This window comes from Streptomyces sp. SP18BB07 (genome assembly GCF_036322545.1).
Classification (GTDB): Bacteria; Actinomycetota; Actinomycetes; order Streptomycetales; family Streptomycetaceae; genus Streptomyces; species Streptomyces deccanensis.
Genome location: NZ_JAQYWT010000349.1, coordinates 115,780 through 137,830, shown reverse-complemented (window position 1 = coordinate 137,830; position 22,051 = coordinate 115,780). Strand labels below are relative to the sequence as shown.

At 71.7% G+C, this 22,051-nt stretch carries 19 protein-coding genes; 5 read left to right on the top strand and 14 right to left on the bottom strand.

What is annotated here, in order from left to right; translation table 11 throughout:
* Positions 1 to 89: 89 nt before the first annotated feature.
* From PUR53_RS34825 to PUR53_RS34800, 6 genes are all read right to left on the bottom strand, one after another.
* Positions 90 to 1,388, bottom strand: a complete 1,299-nt coding sequence (locus tag PUR53_RS34825) for an amidohydrolase (RefSeq protein ID WP_329897648.1) — start codon at positions 1,386 to 1,388, stop codon at positions 90 to 92.
* Positions 1,385 to 2,212 carry a nucleoside phosphorylase gene (locus PUR53_RS34820; protein ID WP_329910860.1) on the bottom strand — a complete coding sequence of 276 codons (828 nt, stop codon included), beginning with the start codon at positions 2,210 to 2,212 and terminating at the stop codon, positions 1,385 to 1,387. The genes PUR53_RS34825 and PUR53_RS34820 overlap by 4 nt, the downstream gene beginning before the upstream one ends.
* A complete protein-coding gene (locus tag PUR53_RS34815) occupies positions 2,209 to 3,159 on the bottom strand; it encodes an ABC transporter permease (protein WP_329897650.1) in 951 nt (316 codons plus the stop codon). Before PUR53_RS34815 ends, PUR53_RS34820 begins: the two co-directional genes overlap by 4 nt.
* On the bottom strand, positions 3,159 to 4,220 hold the full coding sequence (locus tag PUR53_RS34810) for an ABC transporter permease (protein ID WP_329910859.1): 1,062 nt from the start codon (positions 4,218 to 4,220) through the stop codon (positions 3,159 to 3,161). Before PUR53_RS34810 ends, PUR53_RS34815 begins: the two co-directional genes overlap by 1 nt.
* Before the next feature lies 1 nt (position 4,221).
* Positions 4,222 to 5,778 carry an ABC transporter ATP-binding protein gene (locus PUR53_RS34805; RefSeq protein WP_329910883.1) on the bottom strand — a complete coding sequence of 519 codons (1,557 nt, stop codon included), beginning with the start codon at positions 5,776 to 5,778 and terminating at the stop codon, positions 4,222 to 4,224.
* A 139-nt stretch (positions 5,779 to 5,917) separates the two neighbouring features.
* Positions 5,918 to 7,018, bottom strand: coding sequence for a BMP family ABC transporter substrate-binding protein (locus tag PUR53_RS34800; RefSeq protein ID WP_329897652.1), 1,101 nt, complete (start codon positions 7,016 to 7,018; stop codon positions 5,918 to 5,920).
* 346 nt (positions 7,019 to 7,364) lie between these two features.
* Between PUR53_RS34800 and mtnA the strand changes: the two genes are divergently transcribed.
* Entirely contained in the window at positions 7,365 to 8,396 is a 1,032-nt protein-coding gene (mtnA, locus tag PUR53_RS34795) for an S-methyl-5-thioribose-1-phosphate isomerase (RefSeq protein ID WP_329910858.1), read from the top strand.
* Positions 8,397 to 8,490: 94 nt separating this feature from the next.
* Here the strand turns inward: mtnA and mtnB are convergent, their stop codons facing one another.
* Genes mtnB through PUR53_RS34780 form a run of 3 tightly spaced genes read right to left on the bottom strand, consistent with a single transcriptional unit; the run spans position 8,491 to position 10,426 of the window.
* The gene (mtnB, locus tag PUR53_RS34790; protein WP_329910857.1) at positions 8,491 to 9,099 is read right to left on the bottom strand and encodes a methylthioribulose 1-phosphate dehydratase; all 609 of its coding nucleotides are present in this window, start codon (positions 9,097 to 9,099) and stop codon (positions 8,491 to 8,493) included.
* Positions 9,096 to 9,830, bottom strand: a complete 735-nt coding sequence (mtnC, locus tag PUR53_RS34785) for an acireductone synthase (protein ID WP_329910856.1) — start codon at positions 9,828 to 9,830, stop codon at positions 9,096 to 9,098. Before mtnC ends, mtnB begins: the two co-directional genes overlap by 4 nt.
* Complete coding sequence (locus PUR53_RS34780; RefSeq protein ID WP_329897656.1) at positions 9,827 to 10,426, bottom strand: 1,2-dihydroxy-3-keto-5-methylthiopentene dioxygenase; 600 nt, start codon at positions 10,424 to 10,426, stop codon at positions 9,827 to 9,829. The genes mtnC and PUR53_RS34780 overlap by 4 nt, the downstream gene beginning before the upstream one ends.
* 530 nt (positions 10,427 to 10,956) lie before the next feature.
* Between PUR53_RS34780 and PUR53_RS34775 the strand changes: the two genes are divergently transcribed.
* The 4 genes from PUR53_RS34775 (at position 10,957) to mtnK (ending at position 15,938) form a co-directional block, all read left to right on the top strand.
* Positions 10,957 to 12,066: a substrate-binding domain-containing protein gene (locus tag PUR53_RS34775; protein WP_329910855.1), complete on the top strand. Its 1,110-nt coding sequence runs from the start codon at positions 10,957 to 10,959 to the stop codon at positions 12,064 to 12,066.
* Positions 12,053 to 13,606 carry a sugar ABC transporter ATP-binding protein gene (locus PUR53_RS34770; protein ID WP_329910854.1) on the top strand — a complete coding sequence of 518 codons (1,554 nt, stop codon included), beginning with the start codon at positions 12,053 to 12,055 and terminating at the stop codon, positions 13,604 to 13,606. Before PUR53_RS34775 ends, PUR53_RS34770 begins: the two co-directional genes overlap by 14 nt.
* 94 nt (positions 13,607 to 13,700) lie before the next feature.
* Entirely contained in the window at positions 13,701 to 14,747 is a 1,047-nt protein-coding gene (locus tag PUR53_RS34765; protein WP_329910853.1) for an ABC transporter permease, read from the top strand.
* 15 nt (positions 14,748 to 14,762) lie between these two features.
* Positions 14,763 to 15,938: an S-methyl-5-thioribose kinase gene (gene mtnK, locus PUR53_RS34760; RefSeq protein WP_329910852.1), complete on the top strand. Its 1,176-nt coding sequence runs from the start codon at positions 14,763 to 14,765 to the stop codon at positions 15,936 to 15,938.
* On the opposite strand, the gene PUR53_RS34755 is transcribed toward mtnK, so the two are convergent.
* From PUR53_RS34755 to PUR53_RS34735, 5 genes are all read right to left on the bottom strand, one after another.
* Positions 15,924 to 16,496, bottom strand: coding sequence for an SMI1/KNR4 family protein (locus PUR53_RS34755; protein ID WP_329897661.1), 573 nt, complete (start codon positions 16,494 to 16,496; stop codon positions 15,924 to 15,926). The genes mtnK and PUR53_RS34755 overlap by 15 nt on opposite strands.
* Positions 16,497 to 16,700: 204 nt before the next feature.
* Positions 16,701 to 18,317 (bottom strand): glycerol-3-phosphate dehydrogenase/oxidase, encoded by a 1,617-nt coding sequence (locus PUR53_RS34750; RefSeq protein WP_329897662.1) that lies wholly within the window; start codon positions 18,315 to 18,317, stop codon positions 16,701 to 16,703.
* A gap of 56 nt (positions 18,318 to 18,373) precedes the next feature.
* Positions 18,374 to 19,912: a glycerol kinase GlpK gene (gene glpK, locus PUR53_RS34745; protein ID WP_329897663.1), complete on the bottom strand. Its 1,539-nt coding sequence runs from the start codon at positions 19,910 to 19,912 to the stop codon at positions 18,374 to 18,376.
* Positions 19,913 to 20,013: 101 nt separating this feature from the next.
* Positions 20,014 to 20,811, bottom strand: a complete 798-nt coding sequence (locus tag PUR53_RS34740) for an MIP/aquaporin family protein (RefSeq protein ID WP_329897664.1) — start codon at positions 20,809 to 20,811, stop codon at positions 20,014 to 20,016.
* Positions 20,812 to 21,133: 322 nt separating this feature from the next.
* The gene (locus tag PUR53_RS34735) at positions 21,134 to 21,898 is read right to left on the bottom strand and encodes an IclR family transcriptional regulator (protein WP_239752964.1); all 765 of its coding nucleotides are present in this window, start codon (positions 21,896 to 21,898) and stop codon (positions 21,134 to 21,136) included.
* Between the last annotated feature and the right edge of the window lie 153 nt (positions 21,899 to 22,051).

The following is a 22,051-nucleotide window of genomic DNA, read 5'->3' as shown; positions in this document are numbered from 1 at the left end:
GCTGTCCCGGCTGTCCCGGTCATTCCGGCTCGTTCCGGGCGTTCAGACATCCGATGTATCAGGCCATTATGCGGGCTCCACCGGGTCCATCAGGCCAAAGCCTCCAGGTCGGCCAGAGCCGCCGCCTCGTCGAGGGTGGTGAGGACCCGCTCGCGCATCAGCACCCTCCCCTCGACGACCGTGTCCCGTACGTCCGCCGAGTGCGCCGCGTAGGCGAGGGTGGACCACGGGTCGTGCAGGGGCCGCAGATGCGGGCCGCCCAGGTCGAGCACGATCAGATCGGCCCGCTTGCCCGGCTCCAGGGAACCCAGGTGATCGCCGAGACCCAGCGCCCGGGCCCCCTCGATCGTCGCCATGCGCACCGCCTGCTCCGCGCCCACAGCTGTGGGGTCGCCGTCCGCCTTGTGCACCAGCGCCGCCTGTCGGACGGCACCCAGCACGTCCAGCGTGTTGGAGCTGACCGCCCCGTCCGTGCCCAGCGCGACCGTGACGCCCGCGCTCAGCAGCCGGGGCACCGGCGCGATCCCGCACCCCAGTTTCAGGTTCGACACCGGGCAGTGCGCGACGGAGGTCCCGGTCCGGGCCAGCGCCGCGATCTCCGGGCCGGTGAGGTCGACCGCGTGGGCGAGCAGCAGATCGGGGCCGAGCAGTCCGAGCGAGTCCAGCAGCTCCACCGGGCGCTTGCCGTGGCGCACCTCGACCGTGGCGACCTCGGTGGCGTTCTCCGCCGCGTGGATGTGCAGCAGCGCCCCGAACTCCCGTGCCAGGGCGGCTATGCCGAGCAGCTGGTCCGGGGCGAGCGTGTACGTCGAGTGCGCGAAGAGCACCGGCCGCGTCCCCGGCCGGTGGGAGCGGTCGGCGAGGTCCCGCCGGGCCCACTCCAGCCGCTCCCCGTACGCCCTGCCGTCGGCGGGATCGGGGACGTCCATGAAGGTCGGGCCGGTGTGCAGCCGCCAGCCCGTCTCGCGCGCGACCCGCTCGGCCGCCTCGTGGAACCAGTACATGTCCAGCGCGGACGTCACCCCGGCCCGCAGGCTCTCGGCGATCGCCACCCGTACCGCCGCCGCCACGTTCTTCGGCGACAGCAGCCGCGCCTCCCACCGCAGCACCCGCTCCAGGAACCCCTGGAGGGTGACGTCGTCCGCGCGACCCCGCAGCAGCGTCATCGCCAGGTGGGTATGGGCGTTGACGAGCCCGGGGAGCACCAGACAGCCCTCGGCGTCGAGGGTCTCGGCCGCCGCGTAGGCCGCGTGCAGTTCCGCCGCCGGTCCGACCGCGAGGATCTCGCCGTCCCGGACGGCGACCGCCCCGTCCCGATGCCGGGTGCCGGCCTCGTCGACGGTCAGGACGTCACCGCCGATGACCAGCAGATCGACGTGCTCGCTCACGCGGCGCCCCCCTCGACCCCGTCTCCCGCGGACCCGGCCCCCGCGTACCCGAATCCCTCGACCCCGTACGCCTCGACCCCGTCCTCCTCGGCCAGCAGCCGCAGTGCCTCCAGCGACACGACCGCGCCCCGCTCCACGCCGCGTGCGACGACCTCGCGGTGCGGGTCGTAGCCGCCGGTGGTCTCGACGTCGACCAGTTCGTCGGCGTTCGCACCGTCCACGACGAGGACCCCGCCGGCGAGAAGACCGCGCAGCGAAGCCGTCACGTACAGCGCGGACAGCTCCATCTCGATGGCCGCGAGTCCGGCACGGTCGTACGCGTCGAGCGGGATGAGGCCGGGCTGGAAGGCCGCCCTCGTCCATACGATGCCCCGATGATGCGGCGCTCCCACCTCGCGGGCGGCACGCTGGAGCGCGAGGACCGCCTCGGGGGCGGAGACGGCCGGGTACTCGGGCGGCAGCAACTGCTGGGTCACCCCGTCGTCGCGCACGGCCGCCTCGGCGATCACGAGATCGCCGTCGCCGATCCCGGGCCGCATCGCGCCGGCCGTGCCGAACCGCAGGAAGGTGCGGACCCCCGCGTCCGCCAGCTCCTGGAACAGCAGGATCGCGCCTGGACCGCCCACCCCGTGCGAGGCGACCACGACCGGCACACCCTTCCAACTCCCGCTGAACACACGGTACTCACGGTGGTACGACACCTCCTCGGCGCCGTCCAGCAGCGCGGCGACCGCCGCGGCGCGCGCCGGGTCGCCGACCACGACCGCGCGCGGCGGCAGCCCGGTCCTGGGTATGCGGGTGATGGGCAGGAGGTCCTGTGTCATGCGGTGGCTCCCGAGCGATTCGTGCCGGTGCTGCGTGCGCCGGTGCTGCCTGAGCTGGTGCTGCCTGTGCTGCTGCCTGTGTTGTTTGTGCTGGTGCTGCGACCGGTCCGGCGACGGCGGCGGGCCGTCGTCAGGAAGAGGGCGCCGAGCGTGACGACGTACGGCGCGGCGTCCGTCGCCTGCTGCGGCAGCCCGAGCCCCTGGAGGCGGAAGCCGGCCGCCTCGGCGAGACCGAAGAGCAGGGCCGCGAGCAGCACGCCGAGCGGCAGCGCGCGGCCGAGCATCACGGCCACCACGGCGATCCAGCCCCGGCCCGCCGTCATGTTCTCGGAGAACAACGTGACGTTCCCCAGGGCGAGTTGGGCGCCCGCGAGCCCGCACAGCACACCGGAGACGAGCACCGCCGCGTACTTGTACCCGGCCGGGGAGACCCCGAGCGTGGCCGCCGCGTCCGGCGCCTCGCCGACCCCGCGCAGCCGCAGCCCCCACACATGGCGGGAGAGCGCGAGCGCGGCGACCCCGACGGCCGCCCACGCCAGGTACGCCAGCGGGGAGAGCCCGCCGATCAGTGGGAGCCCGGCGAGCGACGGATCGTCGAACGTGCCCTGGACGCCGAAGACGGTGCGGAGCAGGAAGCTGGTCAGGCCCACGGCGAGGAGGTTCATGGCGATGCCGAGGACCACCGCGTCCCCGCGCAGGGTCACCGCGCCGACGGCCAGGACGAGGGAGTACGCGGCCGCCGCCAGCGCCGCCGCGAGGACACCGAGCCACGGGCTGCCGGTGAACCAGCTGGTCGTCACCGCCGTGAAGCAGCCCAGCAGCATCATGCCTTCGAGGCCGATGTTGAAGACGCCCGCGCGCTCGCACAGGGCGCCGCCGAGCGCGGCCAGCAGGATGGGGGTGAGCGCCCGCAGCGCGGACATCAGGAGATCGGAGTCGAAGAACATCACGCGGCCGCCTTCCGCCGGTCCCGCCCGCCGAACCACCGTCGCGGGAACCGCGACCGGGCCGCCAGGAACACGATGACGACGGCCTGGAGCACCTGTGTCAGCTCGCGCGGCACCTCGGTCGTCCGCTCCATCGACAGCCCGCCGACCTGGAGAACCGCGAAGAAGAACGAGGCGAGGAGCGTGCCGAGCGGCGCCGCCGCCGCGAGGAGCGCGGCCGTCAGCCCCGTCCAGGTGTAGCCGGGGGCGGTGAGCGAGCCGTCCAGGAAGCGGTACGGGAAGCTCAGGACCCCGATCGCGCCGACCAGCCCGGCCAGCGCGCCCGAGACCGCCAACAGCTTTAGCGTCAGCCCCGCCCGCTCCACACCGGCGTACGCCGTGAAGCGCGGGTTGAGGCCGGTCATCCGGATCTCGTAGCCGAGCGCCGTGCGCCGGTCGGTGAACCAGTACGCGACCCCCACCAGCACCACCAGCACCAACCCCGCGGTCACCGTCGATCCGCCGAATGCGGGCAGCGCCACGCCCTCCGGGAGCCGGCGCGTCTGGGGCAGGCTGGAGCCGGGCTCCTTGAGCGGATAGCGGGCCAGATAGGAGGCGAGCGACACCGCCGGATAGCTGAGCAGAAGGCTGCTGACCAGCAGGGGAACACCGAGCCGGTTCTCGCACAGCGCGGCCAGGGCGGCGTACGCGGCGCCGGCCCCCATGCCCGCCAGCAGGGCGAGGACGACGGTGAGCGGGGCCGGGAGCGGCGAGTACAGGCCGGTCACGGCGGCCGTGATGCCGCCCAGCACCAGCTGCCCGTCGCCGCCGAGGTTGATCAGCCCCGCGCGGAGCGGGATCGCGAGCGCCAGGGCCATGCCGAGCACGCTCGTCCCGGTGGTGAGCGTCGAGCCGATGCCGTCGGCGCCGAGCGAACCGGTCAGGACGGCGCCGTACGCGGTCAGCGGGTCGGCGCCCGTGCCGAGCAGGAACAGGGCGCCGATGAGGACGCCCGCGAGGACGGAGAAGGCGACGGGGGAGCGGAGGACCGCTGTCAGCCGGTCCCTGGGTATGGGGTTCATGTCAGTGCCCGGCCTCCACCGGTGCGGTGCCGCCTCCGGCGGCGCTCGTGGTGCCGGTGGTGTCGTCGGCGTCGTCGAGGTCACCGTGCGCGCCGCTGCCGCCGGCCATCGCCAGACCCAGCACGCCCTCGTCCGCGTCGGCCTTGTCGTACGCGGCGGTCACCCGGCCCTCGTACATGACCAGTACCCGGTCCGACAGTCCCCGGATCTCGCTCAGTTCGGCGGAGACGAGGAGGACCGCGTGACCGGCGTCGCGGTGGGCGATCAGGTCGTCGTGGATGTTCTGGACCGCGCCGATGTCGACCCCGCGCGTGGGCTGCTCGACCAGCAACAGCGGTGCCTCATGGGCGAGTTCGCGGCCGATGAGGAGCTTCTGCAGATTGCCGCCGGACAGCGCCGACGCGGGCGCCCCGGGGCCCGGCGTCCTGATGCCGAACCGCTCGATCAGCCGCCGGGCGTGCTCGCGTACGGCGGTGGGCGCGAGCAGACCGATCCGGGACCCGGCCGACAGCGACGTACGGTGATGCCCCATGGCCAGGTTCTCCGCCACGGACGCCGCCGGTGCCGTCCCCACGGCGTGACGGTCCTCCGGCACGTACGCGAGGCCCCGGGCGCGCCGTTCGGTCGCCGAGGCGTGGGTGACGTCCTCGCCCCGCAGCCGGATCCGGCCCGAGACCACCGGGCGCAACCCGGCGAGGGCCTCGACCAGTTCGCTCTGGCCGTTGCCGGCGACGCCCGCGATGCCGAGGATCTCCCCGGCGCGGACGGTGAGCGTGACCTCGCGCACCCCGTCGGTGGTGAGGCCGTCGACGTCCAGCACGACCGCGCCCGGGGTGCCGGGCGCGTGCACCCGGTCCAACTCCACCGCGCGGCCCGTCATCGCCGCCGCGATCTCGTCGGCGGTGGTGTCGGCGGTGCGCAGCCGGGCCACCACCCGGCCGTCCCGCAGCACCGTCACGTGGTCGCTGCCCTCCAGCACCTCGCGCAGCTTGTGCGTGACGAGGATCACCGTACGGCCCTGCGCCGCCAGCGACTTGAGCACCGCGAACAGGGCGTCGGCCTCGGCGGGCGTCAGCACGGCCGTCGGCTCGTCCAGGATGAGGGTGCGGGCGCCCCGGTGCAGCAGCTTGAGGATCTCCACGCGCTGCCGCAGCCCGACCGGCAGCTCGCCGACCCGGGCGTCCGGGTCGACCACCAGGCCGTGGTCCGCGCCGAGTTCACGGACCCGACGACGGGCCGCGGCCCGGTCCACCAGGCCGAAGCGGCGCGGCTCGGCGGCGTACACCACGTTCTCGGCGACCGTCAGCGAGTCGAACAGCTTGAAGCTCTGGTGGACCATGCCGAGCCCGGCGGCCATCGCGGCGGCGGGCCCGGCGAAGGAGACCTCGCGCCCGTCGAGCCGGATCGTGCCGGCGTCCGGGCGCTCCATGCCGTACAGGACCGACATGAGCGTGGACTTGCCCGCGCCGTTCTCGCCCATGAGGGCGTGGATCTCGCCGGGCCGGACGGTCAGGTCGACGCGGTCGTTGGCGAGGGTGCCGGGATAGCGCTTGGTGATGCCGAGGAGTTCGACGGCGAGCGGGGTGGCGGCGCGGGCGGCCGGGACCTCCGCGCCTGCGGCGGGGGTGTCCCCCTTCGACACCCCGGCCGCCTTCGGCACCCCGTCCCCGTGCCACGCCCCGGCCCCCGCCGTATCGTCAGGCGGCCGCGGGGTCATCGACCTTCAGCTCTCCCGACACGATCCGGTCGCGCAGCGCCTCGACCTTCTTCAGCACGTCCTCGTGGTCGGCGATCACGCACTGGGACGACTCCACGCCGTCCTCCAGACCGGTGAGAGTGATACCGCCCTCCTTGAGCCCGTACGAGACCGTGCCGGTCGTGCCGTCGAGGACCCGCTCGATCCCCTTCTCCACCGCGACGTCCGTCCGCTTGACGACGTTGTCGACGACCGTGCCCGGCGCCGAGGGGCACTGGTTGACGTCGACGCCGTACGCGAACGCGCCCTTGGCCTTCGCCGCCTCGAACACGCCGTAGTTGCCGGCCGCGGCGGCGGCCATGAGGTGGTCGTAGCCCTTGGCGAGCAGGGAGTTGGCCTGTTCCTTGGCGCGGGCGGAGTCGTCGAACGGGGACTGGCCGCCGACGAAGCGCGTCGAGGTCTGCGTCTTGGCGGCGACATGCTTGGCACCGGCCGCGAACGGGTCGCTGAAGCGGCGGAACTGGGGCGTGTCCAGCACGTCCACGGCACCCACCTTGCCGCTCTCGCTGAGCAGACCCGCCTCCGCGCCCGCGAGGAAGACACCCTCGTGCTCACGGAACACCGCGCACGACACGTTCTCGAACGTCTTCTCCGTGCACGCGTCCACGAGCAGGAACTGCTGCTTCGGGTGGGCCTCGGCCTGCTGGGCGACCAGGTCCGCGAACTCGAAGCCGACCAGCACGATCACGTCCGGCCGCTCGTCCACCGCCGCTTGCACGTTCTGCTGCTGCGAGGCCGAGTCCGTGGACTCGTAGACCTTCTGCGAGCCGTCGTGCGCCTTCGCCGCCGCCTTCACACCGGTGACGGCGTTCTTCAGGAACTCGTTCTGGCCGACGGCGTCCGGCGTGACGAGCGTGAAGCTCCTGTCGCTGCCACCACCGGCGGCGGCGTCGGCGGAACCGTCCTTCTTCGCGGCGGCGTTGCAGGCGGTGGCCAGCAGGACGGTGCCGGTGGCGAGCGCGGCCAGCCGGAGCGAGCGGCGGGATCCGCGGGTGGGACGGGCGGAACGGGTGACGTCGGTGACGCCGGCGGTACGGGACATCGGGGGGCGACCTTCCGGAGCATGCGGCAAGGGCCGGGCGCGTCATCGTCGACGAGCCCTGGAAAGGGGCGGAGCGCTGTGGGGGAGGAGCGGCGGGGCGCCGAAGCGGTCTTGGGACCGGCGTCAGCGGCGACAGCCGTCGCTCGCGCAGCGGCCGTGGTCGAGGAAACGGCGCATGGTGAGCAGCACGGATCCTCCCTCACATCGGCCTACGGGCTGCGGGCGGTGCTGGACTGTAACACCGCTTTCCGGACGCACGCTCCGCCGTCTCGAACTGTGGTTCCCGACGGTTCTCCGAGGTCATGTACGGTGTCGGGCACCTTCGGAACACCAGGAGTGCCCCGCTATGCCCCAGGAACTGCGCGCCGTCGACTGGACCGGAAACAGCCTTGCGCTCATCGACCAGACGGTCCTGCCGCACCGCACCGAGACGGTCGAGATCCGTGACGTCGACGCCCTGGTCTCCGCCATCCAGCGCCTCGTCGTGCGTGGTGCTCCCGCGATCGGGGCCGCGGGCGCGTACGGGGTGGCGCTCGCGATCCTGGAGGGCGAGCGGGAGGGCTGGTCGGCCGAGGAGGTACGGGCCGCCGTCGCCCGGGTCCGCGAGGCACGGCCGACCGCCGTGAACCTGATGGTGTGCGTGGACCGCGTCATGACCCGCTTCGACGAGGGGCTGGACGCGGTGCTGGAGGAGGCGGCCGCCGTCCAGCGCGAGGATGTCGAGGCGAACCGGGCGATGGGGGCGCACGGCGCCGACTGGCTGCTGAAGCGGGTGGGCGCCGACCGTCCGCTGCGCGTGCTGACCCACTGCAACACGGGGGCGCTGGCAACCGCCGGATGGGGTACGGCACTTGGTGTCATCCGCGAGCTCCACGCACGCGGCCGCCTCGAAGTCGTCTACGCCGACGAGACGCGTCCCCTCCTCCAGGGATCCCGCCTGACCGCCTGGGAGTTGGTCCAGGAGGGCATCCCGCACTACGTCCAGGCGGACGGCGCCGCCGCCGGCACGATCCTGCGGGGTGAGGTCGACGCGGCGATCGTGGGCGCGGACCGCATCGCCGCCAACGGCGACACCGCCAACAAGGTCGGCACGGTGGGCGTCGCCCTCGCCTGCGCCGACGCGGGCATCCCGTTCGTCGTGGCCGCCCCCACCACGACGGTCGACCTCGCCACCGCCTCCGGATCCGACATCCACATCGAACTCCGGGGCGAGGACGAGGTGTTGGAGTGGGGCGGCATCCGCACGGCCCCGGCCGGGTCCCGGGGCCACAACCCGGCCTTCGATGTGACCCCTGGCCGTCTGGTGACCGGGCTGGTCACCGAGAGGGGCGTCCTGGAGGTCTCGGCGGGCGAACTGCCGGGCGAGCGCCTGCGGTAGACCCGCCCGTAACCCAGCCTCTGTCCCGTCCGCCTCACCGCACACGAGAAGGCGGCCCCGATCACCTCGACCGGGGCCGCCTTCTGACGTGCCGTCAGCGCTCGGACAGCTCCAACTCCAGCAGCCACTCGACCACTTCGGTGTGATGGCGCGCCTGGCGAGGGTTCGCGCCCCACACGTACAGTCCGTGGCCCGCGACGACGACGGCCGGCATGCGTGGGTCACGGGCGGCCTCCAGGCGGTCGCCCAGCACCTTCATGTCCTGGCTGTTGGCGATGACCGGCAGGGTGACCTCGACGTCGTGGGCGGACTGGCCGACGCCCTTGAGCATCTCCAGGTCCTTGAAGACGATGCCCCCGGGCTCACGACGACCCATGGCGACCGAGGCGACCGTGTGGACGTGGACCACGGCCCCCGCCCCGGTCAGCGCGGCCACGCGCGCGTGCAGTTCGGCCTCGGCGGACGGCTTGCCTCCCCGCACGGCGGCACCGCCGCCGTCCACCAACACCACGTCCGCGGGCGTCAGTTCACCCTTGTCGTGCCCGCTCGCGGTCACCGCCAGCCGCAGCGGATCGCGCGAGAGCACCACCGACAGATTGCCCGAGGTGCCGCGCATCCAGCCGAAGGAGGCGAAGCGGGCCGACTCGGCGGCCAGAACGGCTCCCGCCTCCTCCAGGTCGAGTGCCGAGATCTCGGTGGTCATGCGGTGCTCCTCGTGATGGTGATCTCGTCGAACGTCCCCGCCTGCGCGTGGTCGCCGACGCCTTGCTCGTAGTACGGCTCCCCGGGCCGCCGGACCCCGACGGTCCGCCAGCCGGCCTCCCGCGCCGCGTCCAGCTCGCCGGGCCGGTCGGAGAGGAAGAGGACGCGGTCGGGGGTGGCGGCGAGACCGAGGTCCGAGGCGATCGTGCGGTACGACTCCGCCTCCTGCTTCGGCCCGGCGTTCTCCGTGTCGTACAACCCATCGAGAAGCGGCAGCAGATCGCCCTCGGGGCTCGACCGGAACCACGCGCGCTGGGCGGCCACGGAACCCGAGGAGTACACATGGAGGCGTACGCCCGCCGCGTGCCAGGCGCGCAGGGCCGGCACGACGTCGTCGTAGAAGTGGGAGACGAGGTCGCCGCGCGCGAAGCCCTCGGACCAGATGATGCCCTGGAGGGTTTTCAGCGGGGTTGCCTTGCGGTCCTCGTCGAGCCAGGAGTTGAGCGCCTTCTCGACACGGGCCGCGTCCGCGTCCGGCTCGGCGATGAGCTCCCGCACCTGTGCGACGGCCCGCGCCACGTCCGGATCGCCGCTCCGCTCGGCGAGCAGCGCTCCGAAGCGTGAGCGGGAGTACGGGTAGAGCACGTCGACGACGAACCCCGTGGCGCTCGTGGTGCCCTCGATGTCGAGCACCACGGAGTCGAGGGAGCCGATGCCGAAGTCCAGGCTCACGCCGCGGCCTTGTCCTGCCGGTACCCGGCGTCGATCGTGTCGTAGTCCGGGAAGCGGGAGGCGATGGTGGAGCCGGTGAAGTTGCCGATCCAGCCGTCCTCCTCGTGGAAGAACCGGATCGCGGTGAACGAGGGCTTGGTGCCCATGTCGAACCAGTGGGTGGTCCCGCGCGGCACGCCCAGCAGGTCGCCCTTCTCGCAGTAGACCGCGTGCACCTCGCCGTTCACGTGCAGATAGAAGATGCCGGAACCGGAGACGAAGAAACGGACCTCGTCATCGTCGTCGTGGGTGTGCTCCTGGAGGAACTTCTCCCGCGCGGCCTTCGCCTTCACCGGGAACTCGGGGTCGTCGCTCGGGTGGAGGCCGAGGACATCGACCGTGGTGAAGCCCTCCTCGGCATTGAGCCGCTCGATCTCCGGGCCGTACGCGGCGAACACGGTCGCGCTGTCCGCGTCGAACGGGACGTCCTCCCGGATCGGCCACTGCTCGTAGCGCACCCCGAGCGGCGCGAGCGCGGACGCGATCTCGACGGGGTCGGCGGTACGGCGCACCACGGTCTCCGGTCCGGACTCGGGCCAGGTGGTCAGCAGGGTCATGAGAGCAACTCCAGGAGTCTGGAAGGGGTGTCCGGATACCGAGACGAGCACCCGGACGGCTGGGAAGGGGGGAAGGTGAGGGGCGAGCGACCGGTCAGGCGTGACACGGCGCGCCGGGACAACAGCGCATACCGGGCATGCGCTGCGCCGTCGCGTCGGATGTCGTCATCGGGGCCTCACTGTGGTGCCGGTCGGGTGCCGGTACCGCGATGGTAACGCCGGTCCATGTACCAGCCATGTGTGACGTAGTCGTTGTCTCACGTGTTGAGAAACCGCTCTCATTGCTTTGACGCATGGCTGAAATCGTTCTCATGATCTGCGTATGAAGACGCTGCTGCTCGTGCGGCGGCTGTACGTGGACCTGCTCCGGTCGACCACGGCCAGCTGTCGCTGACCACTCCCGGAGCCCCGACGCGCCCTGCTGTCCCGGGCGTTCACCGTGCACCTCGTCATGGTCACGGTGGCGCGTTTTCGCCCCCGCTCCGGGTCGAGTACTCCCTTCCCCCTTTCGCACCGCACCTGGAGCCGTCATGTCCCGTTCGTCCCGCCGTACCCGTCTCCCGCTCGCCGCCCTCTCCCTCGCCTCCGCCTCGGCCCTGCTGCTGTCGGCCTGCTCGCAGTCCACCGACGCCTCCAAGGGCACCGGCGACACCGCCGCCAAGGCCTCCGCCGCCACCGGCGACAAGCCCGCCCCCTTCAGCGACGGCGCCGTCAAGGTCGCCCTGGTCAGACAGAGCGGCGCCGGCGACTACTTCGAGCAGTGGGGCAACGGTGCGAAGGCGCAGGCCAAGGCCCTCGGCATCGACCTCACCGTGTACGACGCCCAGGCCGACAACGCCAAGCAGGCCACCGACCTGTCCTCGGCGATCAACTCCGGCGCCAAGGCGATCATCATCGACCACGGCTTCCCGGCGACGATCCAGCCGGAGATCGACAAGGCCGTGAAGAAGGGCATCAAGGTCGTCGTCTACGACGTCGAGACCGACACCAAGGGCGTTGTCTCCACCCGGCAGAACGACGCGAGCATGGCGCAGGCCGTCCTCGACGTGATGGCGAAGGAGGTCGGCAAGGACGCCAAGGTCGGCTATGTGAACGTCGCCGGCTACGCGGCCCTCGACAAGCGCGACACCGTCTGGAAGTCCACCGTCGAGGCCCAGGGCTGGAAGCAGGCCTTCAAGGTCGGCAAGGTCACCGACTCCACGGCCACCGACAACGTTCCCCTCGTCTCCGCCGCCCTCACCCAGAACTCCGACGTGGCGGGCGTCTTCGCCCCCTACGACGAGCTGGCCAAGGGCGCCGTCCTCGCCGTGCAGAACAAGAAGCTGCAGGACAAGGTGAAGGTCTTCGGTGCCGACGTCTCCAACGCCGACATCCAGGCCATCACCGCCGAGGGCAGCCCCTGGGTCGCGACCGCCGGCACCGACCCGTCCGCCGTCGGCGCCGCCGTGGTCCGCACGACCGCGCTGGAGCTGGCCGGTCAGCTGAACAAGACCTCCGTCGAGTTCCCGGCCGTCGCCATCACCCAGGACTTCCTGCGCGAGAAGAAGATCGAGAACATGGACCAGCTGCGGAAGGCGCTGCCCGCGCTGAACCTGTCGCAGGTCTCGACCGCCGACTGGATCTCGAATGTCGCCCACTGACACCGGCCTCGGCAAGCCTGACGGCGGCGAGGGCATCGCCGCCGTCAGCCTGCGGGACGTCAGCATGGCGTTCGGCGGCAGGACGGTGCTCGCCTCCGTCTCGCTGGACATCGCACCGGGCAGCGTGGTCGCGCTGCTCGGCGCGAACGGCGCCGGCAAGTCCACCCTCATCAAGATCCTGTCCGGCGTGCACACGGACCACGGCGGGCTGGTACGGATCGCAGGGGAGCCCGCGGCCCTCCAGTCGCCCCTGGCTGCCCGCCAGTTGGGCATCCAGACCGTCCACCAGCGCATCAGCGAGGGCGTCGTCCCCGGCCTCACCGTCGCCGAGAACCTCGTCTTCGAGGAGCTGGCGCAGAGCCGGGGCAACCCGTTCCTCAACGGGAGCAGGCTGCTCGCCCGCGCCCGGGAGATCCAGGCCGCCCTCGGCCTCGACTGGTCCGACGCCGTCCTCAGGCGGGACGTCACCGAACTCGGCATCTCCGACCGCCAGTTGCTGATCCTGGCCCGCGCCCTCGCCACCCGCCCCCGCCTGCTGATCCTCGACGAGCCGACCTCCGCGCTCTCCGCCGCCGAGGCCGAGCGCCTGTTCGCACTGGTCGAGCGGATGCGGGCGGACGGCATCGCGGTCCTCTACGTCTCCCACCGCCTCGGTGAGATCGACGCCCTCGCCGACCGACTGGTCGTCCTGCGGGACGGCCGTCTCACCGAGGACCAGACGCGCCCCTTCGACTGGGACGCCGCCCTGCGCGCGATGCTCGCCCAGGCACAGGAGACCACCACCGCCCGCCCGGTCCGCGAGGGCGACCAGGGCGACGTCGTCCTCTCCCTGCGGGGCGTCCGCCTCTTCGAGGGCCGCACCCCGCTGGACCTCGACCTCCGCGGCGGTGAGGTCACCGGTGTCGTGGGCCTGCTGGGCGCCGGCAAGACCGAACTGGCCCGGGGCCTCTTCGGCGCCGAACCCTTCACCACCGGCACGGTCGAGCTGGACGGAAAGGCCTACGCGCCCCGCCGCCCCGCCGACGCCATCCGAGGCGGCGTCCACCTCGTCCCCGAGGACCGGCACGCGGACGCCCTCGTCCCCGGCTGGTCGGTGGCCCGGAACATCTCCCTGCCGTTCCTGAAGTCCTTCTCCCGGCTGGGCCTGATGAACACGGCCCGGGAGAACGCCCTCGGCCGCGACACGATCGACGCCCTCGGTGTCGTCGCCCGCGACGAGCACAGCACCGTCGAGGAGCTGTCCGGCGGCAACCAGCAGAAGGTCGTCGTAGGCCGCTGGCTCGCCGAGACCCCCCGCGTCCTCATCCTGGACGAGCCGTTCCGAGGCGTGGACATCGGTGCCCGCCGCGACATCGGCCGCCGCGCCCGCGCGCTCGCCGCCGAGGGCGCCGCCGTGCTCGTCCTGTCCGCCGACGTCGACGAGGTCCTGGAGGTCGCCGACCGGGTCGTCGTGCTCGCCGCCGGAGAGATCCACCTCGATGCCTACGGCGAGGACGCGGAACGCGACCGCGTCATCCAGACCATCTCGGCGTCCGTGTGACCCCGGCCCGCCGCGCAGCGGCCCCAGCCCCGGGACCGGCACCCGGACCAGGACCAGGACCAGGACCAGGACCAGGAAGTCCGAGGAAGCACCCATGACCACCACCCAGAGCACCGAGGTCCCCACCAAGGCGGCGCTCCCGCCCGGCACCTCCACCGCCGTACGCGTCCAGAACGCCGTCATCAAGTACGGCTTCATCTTCGTCACGGTCGCGCTCTTCGCGTACTTCGCGCTCAGCGAGGGCTCCTTCCGCGAGTCGGCGACCCTCCTCGACACCCTCCGGTACGTCTCCGTCGCCGCCATCCTCGGCCTCGGCGTCACCCTCACCATGGCCGTCGGCGGCATGGACATGTCCGTCGGAGCGGTCGCCGGCCTCGGTGTCTCGGTCGCCGCCCAGAGCATGGTCGTCTTCAACCAGATCGGCACGGTCGCGATCCTCGCCGTCCTCGCGGCGGGCGCCCTCGCGGGCCTCCTCAACGCGCTGCTGATCGTCGTCCTGAAGATCCCCGACATGCTGGCCACCCTCGGCACCATGTTCGTCATCCAGGGCACCAAACTGATCCTCGTCGACGGCCAGTCGATCACCCCCGGCATGACCCTGGAGGACGGCACCACCGCCCCCGGCAGATTCACCGCCGGCTTCCTGAAGATCGACCGGGGCACGATCCTCGGCATCCCCATCTCGGTCCTCGTGTTCGGCGCGCTGACCGTCGCCGCCTGGGTCTTCCTGGCCCGCACCCGCTGGGGCCGCGTCTTCTACGCGATCGGTGCCAACCCCGAGGCCTCCCGCCTGGCCGGCATCCGCGTCGGCGCGTACCGCGCGCTGGCGTACGTCCTCTCCGGCGTCCTCGCCTCCATCGGCGGCCTGATCCTGGCCTCCCGCATCGGCCAGGGCGACGTGAGCGCCGGCACCTCCCAGTTGCTGGAGGCGGTCGCGGTCGCCCTCGTCGGCACCTCGGTCCTCGGCCGGGGCCGCCCGAACGTCTGGGGCACCGCTCTCGGCGCGGTCCTCATCGGCATCATCACCACCGGCCTCACCATCAAGGGCCTGCCGTACTACACCCAGGACGTCGTCGAGGGCGCGGTCCTCATCCTCGCCCTGGTCTTCAGCTTCACCTTGTCCAAGCGCCGTACCGCATAAGGGAGTTCACCGACCATGGGCTACCGCATCCTGGAGACCGACGACATCCCCGCGTATCTGCGCGAGCGGGGGCACTGGGAGGACGTGGACGACATCACCGTCCGCGAGGTGTCGGACGGCAACGTCAACCGCGTCTTCCTCGCCTCGAACGCGGCCGGCACCCGCAGCCTCGCCCTCAAGCAGGCCCTGCCCTGGGTCCGCGTCGCCGGCCCCTCCTGGCCGCTGAGCCCCGACCGCGCCGACGCCGAGGCCCGCGCGTACGAGCAGCTCGCGAAGGTCGCCCCCGACGAGATCCCCGGGATCCACGGCTACGACCCCGAGAACTACGCCCTCGTGATGGAGGACCTCTCCGACCTGGAGGTCCTGCGCACCCTCCTCAACGAGGGCGCCTCGTACGGCCCGCACACCTCGCCCCAGATCGGCCGTCTCGTCGCCCGGCTCTCCTTCGCCACCAGCGACTTCGGCATGACCTCCGCCGACCGCAAGGCGCTGCTCGCGGCCTCGGTCAACCCCGAGCTGTGCAAGATCACCGAGGATGTCGTCCTCTCCGAGCCGTACATCGAGCACGAGCACAACCACTGGCACCCGGGCCTGGACGACCTGGCCACCGCGTTCCGTGCCGACAGCCGGCTGCGCACCGAGGTCGCCGACCTGCGCCATGTCTTCATGACGAGCGCCCAGGCCCTCCTGCACGGTGACCTCCACTCCGGGAGCGTCATGGTCGGCGCACGCGAAGGCGCCCATGTCGTACGGGTCTTCGACCCCGAGTTCTCCTTCGTCGGCCCCATCGGCTTCGACCTCGGCCTGTACTGGGCGGGCGCGCTCGTCTCCGAGGAACGGGCCCGCGCCCTGGGGACCCTGGCGGACCACGGCGACCAACTCCGGCTCTCCTGGGAGGCCTTCGAGACCGAGTTCCGGCGCCTGTGGCCCACCCGCGTCGACACCTTCTTCGACGACGCCTACCTGGACCGCTTCCTCGCGCGCGTCTGGACCGAGTCTCTCGGCTTCGCCGGCACGGAGATCGTCCGCCGCATCATCGGCTTCGCCCACCTCACGGACCTGACGACGCTGGAGGATCCGGTCCCTGCGTCGCGCCGGGCACTGCTGCTGGGCCGTGAACTCATCCTCCGCCGTACGGAGCTGACCTCACCGGACGCCGTCCGCGACCTCGTCGCCTCACCACTCGGCTGACTCGGCGTCGAACCACTCCTTCCCGGCGGCCCAGTGCGCCACCCAGCCGCCGAAGCCGGGCGCGGAGGTCGTATGCCCGAACTCTGCGCCGAACGGCATGGCACCCACGTCGGTGACGTGCCATATGTGTCCCCGATGGGGGCCGCTGACGACGAGATGCCAGTTCATGGCGCAGCCGTCCGTGCCGAGCACGATCGAGCCGTGGTTGTAGACCCTGTCGACGGCCTCGTCCAAGTCGTCGTACGGGCCCTCGTCCTCCTCCCACAGCCACGGCGCGGTGAGCGGGAACGGCGCGCCGAGAGCCCGGTCCGCGCCGTCGTCGCCCCAGTCCGCCGGCAGCTCGGCCAGCCCCACGAGCCCGTACTCGGGCGGCCCCTGGAACGAGCCGTTGGAGATCTCCGCCACGAACGTCCGGTACGGCTCGGGGAGCACCACGGAGTGTTCCGCCTCGAAGGCGCGCACGGCGGCCCAGCCGAGCGCCGACTCCCCGCCGTCGTCGACGGCGAAGGCCGCGCGCAGGGCGGCCAGTTCGGCGGGGTCGGCCTGATCGATGTTCATGCGGTCATGAAAGCACCCGGCACTGACAACCGGGCCGACGACGAAGGCGATTAAAACGACTAAGGCGCTGAAGGGCACGAAGCCGACAAAGGGGCGGCTCCGTCGAGGGAGCCGCCCCTTCACCGTGGTCCGACCCCAGAGCGGAAGGGGCCGACCCTCTCGGTGCCGGCCCCGGTCAGGGGAGGGGCCGGCACCGACATCCGGTCACTTCTTGTCGAGCAGGTCCTGGACCTTCGCGCGGACCTCGTCCGTGGCCAGGCCCCGTATCGTCAGCGTCGTCCGGCGGCGCAGGACGTCGTCGGCCGTCTCGGCCCACTCGGTGTCGCGGGCGTAGACGACCTGCGCCCAGATCTCCGGCGCGTCCGGGTGGACCCGCTCGCCCAGTTCGGGGTTCTCGTTGGCGAGCCGGGCGATGTCGAAGGCCAGGGAACCATAGTGCGTGGCCAGGTGCCGTGCCGTGTCGGCGCCCATGCGCGGGCCCGGCGCCGGACGGTCCACCAGCAGCCGGTGCGCGACCGCCCGCGGGTTGGCGACACCCGGCAGCGGCAGCTTCTTCGGCAGCGAGGCGACCGGCTCGAAGTCCTCGCCCAGCGGGTGCCCCGGCAGCGCCTCCAGCTTCTTCATGATGGTGCGGCCGATGTGGCGGAAGGTCGTCCACTTGCCGCCCGCGACGGACAGCATGCCGCCCCGGCCCTCGGTGACGACCGTCTCCCGCTTGGCCTTGGCGGTGTCGCCGGGCCCGCCCGGCAGCACCCGCAGACCGGCGAAGGCGTAGGTGATGAGGTCACGGTCGAGCTGCTGGTCGCGGATGGAGAACGCGGCCTCGTCGAGTATCTGGGCCGTGTCCTTCTCGGTGACCGCGACGTCCGCCGGGTCGCCCTCGTACACCTCGTCGGTCGTGCCGAGCAGCAGCATGTCCTCCCAGGGGAGGGCGAAGGTGATGCGGTACTTGTCGATCGGGGTGGCGAGCGCGGCCTTCCAGGGAGCGGTCCGCTTCAGCACCAGGTGCGCGCCCTTGGACAGGCGGATGGACGGGGCGGCGTTGGGGTTCTCCATCCGGCGCAGGTGGTCGACCCACGGCCCGGTCGCGTTCAGCACCAGCCGCGCGTCGACGCCGAACTCGTCGCCGGAGAGCCGGTCGCGCAGCTCGGCACCGGTGACCCGGCCCCGGGTGAAGCGCAGCCCGGTGACCTCGGCGTGGTTCAGGACGACAGCGCCCGACTCGACGGCCGCGCGGACCGTCATCAGGGCCATCCGGGAGTCGTTCATCTGGTCGTCGCCATACACGGCGACGGCCTTGAGGTTGTCGGTGCGCAGCTCGGGCACGTCCTGCGCCGCCTTGGCGGGGGAGAGGAGGTGGCCGACGCCGTCACCGAACGCCGAGAGCGCGGAGTAGGCGAAGACGCCCGCCCCGAGCTTCGCCGCGCCGTGCGGCCCGCCCTTGTACACGGGGAGGTAGAACGTGAGCGGGTTCGCCAGGTGGGGGGCCACCTGGCGGGAGACCGCACGGCGCTCGAAGTGGTTCTCCGCGACCAGCTTCACCGCGCCGGTCTGCAGATAACGCAGACCGCCGTGGAGCAGCTTGGAGGAGGCGGAGGAGGTGGCGCCGGCGAAGTCGCCGGCGTCGACCAGAGCCACCCTGAGCCCGGACTGCGCGGCGTGCCAGGCGGTGGAGATGCCCAGGATGCCGCCGCCGATCACGAGGAGGTCGTACGACGCCTTGGCGAGCTGCTCCCGGGTCTCGGCACGGCTCGGGTTCGAGCCGGACGCCGGGCGCGTCCCCAGGGCAGGCAGGGTCTGCAGGGTGGTCTGACTGGTCATGTCGGGTTCTTACTCCTCAATCAGAGCCGGACGAACGGAGCCTTCGTGGGCCCCGCTCAGCTCTCGTCCTCGATCCAGCCCATGGTCCGCTCGACGGCCTTGAGCCAGCTCTTGTACTCACGGTCGCGGGTCTCCGCGTCCATACGGGGGGTCCACTCGGCGGCCCGGCGCCAGTTGGCGCGCAGGTCGTCGGTGCTGGTCCAGAAGCCGACGGCGAGACCGGCGGCGTAGGCGGCGCCGAGGCAGGTGGTCTCGGCGACCATCGGACGGACCACGGGGGCGTCCAGGAAGTCGGAGAGCGTCTGCATCAGCAGGTTGTTGGAGGTCATGCCGCCGTCGACCTTGAGGGCCGCGAGCTCGACGCCCGAGTCCTTGGTCATGGCGTCCGTGATCTCACGGGTCTGCCAGGCCGTGGCCTCCAGGACGGCGCGCGCGAGGTGCGCCTTGGTGACGTACCGGGTGAGACCGGCGATCACACCGCGGGCGTCGGAGCGCCAGTACGGGGCGAACAGACCGGAGAAGGCCGGTACGAAGTACGCGCCGCCGTTGTCCTCGACCGAGAGCGCGAGGGTCTCGATCTCGGCGGCGGTGGAGATGAGCCCCATCTGGTCGCGCATCCACTGCACCAGCGAACCGGTGACGGCGATCGAGCCCTCCAGCGCGTAGACCGGCTTCTGGTCGCCGATCCGGTAGCCGACGGTGGTCAGCAGACCGCTGTAGGAGTTGATGATCTTCTCACCGGTGTTCAGCAGCATGAACGTTCCGGTGCCGTACGTGGACTTGGCCTCGCCCTCCTCGAAGCAGGTCTGGCCGAAGAGGGCCGCCTGCTGGTCGCCGAGCGCGGAGGCGACCGGGATGCCGCCCAGCAGGTCACCGAGACGGCCACCGGTGACCTCGCCGTACACCTCGGCGGAGGAGCGGATCTCCGGGAGCATCGACAGCGGGACGCCGATGGACTCGGCGATCTTCTCGTCCCACTGCAGCGTGTGCAGGTTCATCAGCATGGTGCGGGAGGCGTTGGTGACGTCGGTGTAGTGCTTGCCGCCGTCGACACCGCCCGTCAGGTTCCAGATGACCCAGCTGTCCATGGTGCCGAAGAGGATGTCGCCGGCCTCGGCGCGCTCGCGCAGGCCCTCGACGTTGTCGAGCAGCCAGCGAGCCTTCGGACCGGCGAAGTACGAGGCCAGCGGCAGACCGGTCTCACGGCGGAAACGGTCCTGCCCGACGTTGCGGCCGAGCTCGCGGCAGAGGGCGTCGGTACGGGTGTCCTGCCAGACGATGGCGTTGTGGACGGGCTCACCGGTGTTCTTGTCCCAGAGCAGCGTGGTCTCGCGCTGGTTGGTGATGCCGATGGCCTTGATGTCGTCACGGGTGATGCCGGCCTTCTCGATGGCCCCGGCGACGACCTCCTGGACGTTCGTCCAGATCTCGGTGGCGTCGTGCTCGACCCAGCCCGGCTTCGGGAAGATCTGCTCGTGCTCCTTCTGGTCGACGGAGACGATGCGTCCGTCGCGGTCGAAGACGATGCAGCGGGACGAGGTCGTGCCCTGGTCGATGGCGGCGATGAAGGGGCCGGCGGTGTGGGCGTCGGTCACGGTGTGCTCCTGAAAGGTCAACTGGTCAACGGGCTGTACGTACGGCGCGTGCTGAGCGTTCCGCGGGACGGGCCCCGCGGAACGGCGGCTCAACGGGTTTCTCAGGCGAATGCGACGTTGTAGAGGCCTGCGGCGATGGCGGCACCGATCAGGGGGCCGACCACCGGGACCCAGGCGTAGCTCCAGTCCGACCCGCCCTTGTTGGGCAGGGGCAGCAGGGCGTGCACGATGCGCGGGCCGAGGTCACGGGCCGGGTTGATCGCGTAACCGGTCGGGCCACCGAGGGACAGGCCGATGGAGACCACGACGAGCGCGGTGACCAGGGCGCCGAGGGTGCCGAGGCCCTTTCCGGAGTCGTTCAGACCCTGTGTGAGCACTGCCAGGACCAGCACGACGGTGCCGATGACCTCGGTGGCGATGTTCAGGACCGCGTTGCGGACCTCCGGGCCGGTGGAGAAGATGCCGAGCACGGGGCCGGCGCCCTTCTCCCGGGCCTCGACCGACTTGGCCTTGGCGCGTGTCTCCGCGTCACCGGCGATCTCCTCGTCGGTCAGGTGCGCCTGGAACTGTCCGTAGTAGGCGATCCAGACCAGAGCCGCACCGATCATGGCGCCGAGCAGCTGCCCGCCCCAGTAGATCGGGACGTCGCCCCACTCGATGCCGTCCTTCTTCAGCGCGAGCGCGAGGGTCACGGCCGGGTTCAGATGGGCGCCGGACAGCGGCGCGGAGGTGTAGACGGCCGTCAGAACGGCAAAACCCCACCCGAAGGTGATGGCGAGCCAACCGGCGTTACGGGCCTTGGAGGCCTTCAGTGTGACGGCCGCGCAGACGCCGCCGCCGAGCAGGATGAGTATGGCGGTACCGATGGTCTCGCCGATGAAGATGTCGGAGCTGGACACCCGCGACTCCTTTGTCCTTCGTCCAGGGGAAAGAGTTCGGCCCTTGGCGTTGTCACACTCTAGCGCGTATTGCCGGTAGGTGTTCGACAATGTCGACCGATGGACGGGAGTCTTGCTCCGGCGTTACGGGCACGTCAAGAGCTGAGTTGTCGAAAACGCGATCGTTATTGATCGAACCGGCTCGTCGATCTTGGGGCGGCCGCCGGGGCGCCCACCTGGGCACCTTGGCGCACACGCGCCCGCACGCGCTTCCGCACACGCGTACGGCGAAGGCCGGGACACGTCACGGTGTCCCGGCCTTCGCCGTGTCGGTGGTAGGCGGTCAGAACCGCCCGGCGCCCAGGTCCCGCGAGACCGCGCGGGCGCAGTCCCGCACGGCCGCGATCAGCTCGGGGCGCAGCTCGCCCTCGCGGCACAGCCGCTCCACGGCGCCGGTGATGCCGACCGCGCCGACGGGCATCCGCCGCCGGTCGTGGATGGGTGCCGCGATGGACGCCACGCCCTCCCAGGTCTCCTCGACGTCGGCCGCGTACCCGCGCGCGCGGGTGATGTCCAGGACGCCCTCGAAGTCGTCCAGCGCGTGCACGGTCCGGTCGGTGAACGCCTTGCGCTCGCTCTCCAGCACCTCGCTGTGCGCCACCGGGTCGTAGGCCGACAGGACCTTGCCCAGGGCCGTGGAGTGCAGTGGCTGCATGGCCCCTATCTCCAGGACCTGCCGGCTGTCGTCGGGCCGGAACACGTGGTGCACGATCAGCACGCCCTGCTGGTGCAGCACCCCCAGGTGCACGCTCTCGCCGCTGGAGCGGGCCAGGTCGTCCGTCCAGACCAGGGCGCGCGCCCGCAGCTCGTGGACGTCCAGGTACGTGGTCCCGAGCCGCAGCAGCTCGGCCCCCAGCTGGTAGCGCCCCGAGGCGTCGTCCTGTTCGACGAAGCCCTCCTGCTGGAGCGTGCGCAGTATGCCGTGGGCGGTGCCCTTGGCGAGGCCCAGCGACGAGGCGATGTCCGACAGGCCGAGCCGCCGTTCGCCGCCCGCGAGCAGGCGCAGCATCGCGGCCGCCCGTTCGAGCGACTGGATGTTCCGTGCCATCGCCGTCCTGCCTCCGTCCCCTTCGGCCGCCGTACGCGACTGAACTTCCATCGTTCGGCAATGTCGAACACTACCGGTCGTTGCCGACCTCTCGCTAATGGCCGTCACCAGCTTTTCGGCCACGCTCGCCGAGCGGTGGCGCTCTCGTGTCCG

Coding starts and splice junctions, on each gene's coding strand:
- PUR53_RS34820 (WP_329910860.1), bottom strand. CDS start 2,212: ATGACACAGGACCTCCTGCCCATCACCCGCATACCCAGGACCGGGCTG.
- PUR53_RS34815 (WP_329897650.1), bottom strand. CDS start 3,159: ATGTTCTTCGACTCCGATCTCCTGATGTCCGCGCTGCGGGCGCTCACC.
- PUR53_RS34810 (WP_329910859.1), bottom strand. CDS start 4,220: ATGAACCCCATACCCAGGGACCGGCTGACAGCGGTCCTCCGCTCCCCC.
- PUR53_RS34800 (WP_329897652.1), bottom strand. CDS start 7,018: ATGTCCCGTACCGCCGGCGTCACCGACGTCACCCGTTCCGCCCGTCCC.
- mtnA (WP_329910858.1), top strand. CDS start 7,365: ATGCCCCAGGAACTGCGCGCCGTCGACTGGACCGGAAACAGCCTTGCG.
- mtnB (WP_329910857.1), bottom strand. CDS start 9,099: ATGACCACCGAGATCTCGGCACTCGACCTGGAGGAGGCGGGAGCCGTT.
- PUR53_RS34780 (WP_329897656.1), bottom strand. CDS start 10,426: ATGACCCTGCTGACCACCTGGCCCGAGTCCGGACCGGAGACCGTGGTG.
- PUR53_RS34775 (WP_329910855.1), top strand. CDS start 10,957: ATGTCCCGTTCGTCCCGCCGTACCCGTCTCCCGCTCGCCGCCCTCTCC.
- PUR53_RS34770 (WP_329910854.1), top strand. CDS start 12,053: ATGTCGCCCACTGACACCGGCCTCGGCAAGCCTGACGGCGGCGAGGGC.
- PUR53_RS34765 (WP_329910853.1), top strand. CDS start 13,701: ATGACCACCACCCAGAGCACCGAGGTCCCCACCAAGGCGGCGCTCCCG.
- mtnK (WP_329910852.1), top strand. CDS start 14,763: ATGGGCTACCGCATCCTGGAGACCGACGACATCCCCGCGTATCTGCGC.
- PUR53_RS34755 (WP_329897661.1), bottom strand. CDS start 16,496: ATGAACATCGATCAGGCCGACCCCGCCGAACTGGCCGCCCTGCGCGCG.
- PUR53_RS34750 (WP_329897662.1), bottom strand. CDS start 18,317: ATGACCAGTCAGACCACCCTGCAGACCCTGCCTGCCCTGGGGACGCGC.
- PUR53_RS34735 (WP_239752964.1), bottom strand. CDS start 21,898: ATGGCACGGAACATCCAGTCGCTCGAACGGGCGGCCGCGATGCTGCGC.